At 76.3% G+C, this 2,719-nt stretch carries 5 protein-coding genes; all 5 read right to left on the minus strand.

Annotated elements, in window-relative coordinates; genetic code table 11:
- Nucleotides 1–533 (minus strand): hypothetical protein (locus KIK08_RS38505; protein ID WP_214408245.1); only part of this gene is annotated, 533 nt, incomplete at its 3' end.
- Nucleotides 530–1,171, minus strand: a complete 642-nt coding sequence (locus tag KIK08_RS38510; protein WP_214408246.1) for a phage baseplate assembly protein V — start codon at nucleotides 1,169–1,171, stop codon at nucleotides 530–532. The genes KIK08_RS38505 and KIK08_RS38510, both read right to left, overlap by 4 nt.
- A 10-nt stretch (nucleotides 1,172–1,181) precedes the next feature.
- Nucleotides 1,182–2,270: a phage late control D family protein gene (locus KIK08_RS38515; RefSeq protein ID WP_214408247.1), complete on the minus strand. Its 1,089-nt coding sequence runs from the start codon at nucleotides 2,268–2,270 to the stop codon at nucleotides 1,182–1,184.
- Nucleotides 2,263–2,445 (minus strand): hypothetical protein, encoded by a 183-nt coding sequence (locus KIK08_RS38520; RefSeq protein WP_214408248.1) that lies wholly within the window; start codon nucleotides 2,443–2,445, stop codon nucleotides 2,263–2,265. Before KIK08_RS38520 ends, KIK08_RS38515 begins: the two co-directional genes overlap by 8 nt.
- A partial coding sequence (locus tag KIK08_RS38525; protein ID WP_214408249.1) for a hypothetical protein occupies nucleotides 2,442–2,719 on the minus strand: 278 nt, incomplete at its 5' end. The genes KIK08_RS38520 and KIK08_RS38525, both read right to left, overlap by 4 nt.

Raw genomic sequence — 2,719 nt, forward strand, 5'->3', positions numbered from 1 at the left:
CGGCGCAGCCCGGTGGCGGCGTGCAGGCGGCGCTGGGTCACCGCCAGCTTGCGGCGGGCGGCGGCCCAGCGGCGCAGCGCGGCGGCCGTCGGGCCGTCCGGGCCGCCGGGGACGTTCGCGGCGCGACGGCGGACGACGAACCCGGCCTCGCACACGTCGTCGCGGCGTGCGTGCGGGAAGCCGGCCGTGTCGCAGTGCAGCGCGCACACCACGAGGTACTGGCGGTGGTGGGAGGCGAGGTAGAGCTTGCGCGGCCCGAGGGTCAGCGGCCCGGGGAAGGTGCCGATCCCGGTGCCGACGGTGGCCACCCGGTCGGTCGGGTCGACGAACGCCAGCCGCTGCTGGGGCGCGGCGAGGAAGGTGTTGACCAGGTTCGGGTCGTCGTACTTCTGCAGCTGGGGACGGGTCACGCGCACTGCGCGGCGGGCGTCGTCGGGTCCGGGCGCCGGGTCGCCGTCGAGCAGCGGCCAGTACCACCACGGCGCGACGAGGCGCCACTCGTGGCCGACGCGGGTCAGGGCGGCGGCGGTCACCAGACGTTCCCGGCGCCGGGGGTGTAGCTGGGCGAGACCACGGCCACCGACGCGGTCATCGTGGTGCAGGTGACCGTGCCGTCGAAGACGGCGGTCGGGGCGTGCACGTTGAGCGAGCAGGCGTGCACGTCGACGGTGGCGTTGGCGCGCACCGTGATCGCGCCCGAGGCCTCGAGCGTCACGGTCGAGCCGTCGGAGTGCGAGACCTGGACGGTGCGCGCGCCCTCGTCGAGCACCACCCGGTGCCCGCTGCCCGTGGCCAGCGTCACCCGAGCCCCGGCGGCGTTGTCGTCGAACTCCAGGATCGCGCCGGACCGGCTCTTCAGCACCCGCCGGTCGTTGGGCCGGGTCGGGGTCACCGGCATCATCTCGCGGCCGTTCCAGCACGACCCGACGACGTAGGGGCGGTGCAGGTCGCCGGCCTCGAAGCCGACCACGACCTGGGTGCCGACGGCCGGCAGCGCGACGAAGCCCTGGTCGTCGTCGGCGTAGGGGGTGAGCAGCGTCGCCCAGGCGCGCACCGACTCCCCCGCTTCCCCCAGCCACGGGTAGCGCACCTGCACGCGCGCCTGCCGGTCCGGGTCCACGATGTCGGTGACCAGCGCCGGGTACAGGCCGAAGTGGAGCTGCTGGTGCATCGGTCCTCCTTCAGCCGGCGTTGACGGTGGCGCGCTCGGCCGTGAACCGGGTGCGCAGCCCCCGGGCCAGGTCGAAGCTGTGGTGGACGCGGGTGACGTAGTAGCCGTCGCCGTCGAACGGGCGCCCGCAGCGGGCCAGCGTCACCCGGCTGCCGACGACCAGCTGCGGCGTCCCGGCGGTCGTGCCCCGGACCTGCACGAACCGCCGGGAGCGGCGCAGCATCTCGGCCCGCGCCAGAGCCGTCGCCTCGGCGGGGGTCAGCGGGACGTCGCGCACCCTGCGGCCCGCCAGGTCGCCGAAGGCCCGGCGCAGCGTCGCCGGGCCCGTCCGGCCACCGCTGATCTCCGCGTCGACCGTCGACGCCGGGGCCAGGGTCTCGATCGCCTCGCGCGTGGTGGCGTCGTAGCCCGACACGTGCACGGCAGTGCACTGCTCGGCGAGGTCGGCCCGCGCGGTGACCTCGATCAGGTCGCTGCCCCGGGTCAGGGTCACGCGGGTGCCCGGCCGTTGGTCGCGGGTGGCGAAGTGCAGGGCACCGTCGGTGGCCCACACCTCGGCCTGGATCCGGCGGCCGCGCTCGCGCAGGAACGCCAGGTCGCTGCGGTTGGCCTGCTGCACGAATTCGTAGGTCGGCCCGTCGGCCGCGACGAGCGGGGTGAGGCCGTGCCGGCGGGCGATCCCCCGGGCGACGTCGGCGTCGGCGGCGTCCTCCCAGGTCTCGCTGTGCTGGGTGAGCCGCAGTCGCATCAGCGCGTCCTCCGCGTACGCGACGACGGTGGGCACGTCGCCCTCGGCGAACTGCACCTCCAGCGCCGACACCGCACCGGTGAACACGATCCGCTCGATCCCGGGTGGGCCGAGCGAGACCTGCAGGGGCTTGCCGAAGTCGAGGGTGTCACCGGCCAGGTGCTCGACGACGTCGCCACTGGGCCGTGCCATCGGGGCCGCGGCCAGCAAGTGGACCGTGCACCGGCACAGGCCCTCGACGTCTTCCTCGACGTCCAGGCGCACGAGGTCGCGGGCCAGCTCGGGGCGGCGGGTGCCGCCGACCGACAGGACGGGGGCCGTCGACGCGAAGGCCGGGGCGGCGTCAGCCATCGAACCCACCCCCGGCGGTCCGGGCGCGCAGCGCGGCCAGCTCCTCGCACAGCTCGCGATGGCGCTGCTGCTCGTCCCAGGCCTTCGGTCGAGCCGCGGCCGCACCTGGCTCCGGTGGCCGGGCGACGCCCTGCACCTCGACCTGGCTCGCCAGCTCCCCCACGTGCACGGTCACGCCACACCTCCGCAGCCGCAGCCCTCACCCGGCATACGCGCCGCCCGGCCCGCGACAGGCAGCGCCTGCCACCGGGGAACGGTCCGGTCGTCGGTCTCCGGCGGCTCGTCGCCCGCCGCGACGGCCCGGCCGCGCACGCGGACCAGCGCGGTCGCCACGGCCTGGCCCACACCGATCCGCGGGCGCAGCGGGACCCCGAAGCCGAACCCGGTCGCGCGCGGGTCGGCCGCGGGGTCCGCCCGCCTCGCCGGGACCGCGGCGACGACGGTCGCGG

The sequence above is a fragment of the Pseudonocardia lacus genome (genome assembly GCF_018531445.1).
Taxonomy (GTDB): Bacteria; Actinomycetota; Actinomycetes; order Mycobacteriales; family Pseudonocardiaceae; genus Pseudonocardia; species Pseudonocardia lacus.

What these genes read in the sequence shown, in the direction of transcription:
- KIK08_RS38515 (WP_214408247.1), bottom strand. Translation starts at nt 2,270, where the DNA reads ATGGCTGACGCCGCCCCGGCCTTCGCGTCGACGGCCCCCGTCCTGTCG.
- KIK08_RS38510 (WP_214408246.1), bottom strand. Translation starts at nt 1,171, where the DNA reads ATGCACCAGCAGCTCCACTTCGGCCTGTACCCGGCGCTGGTCACCGAC.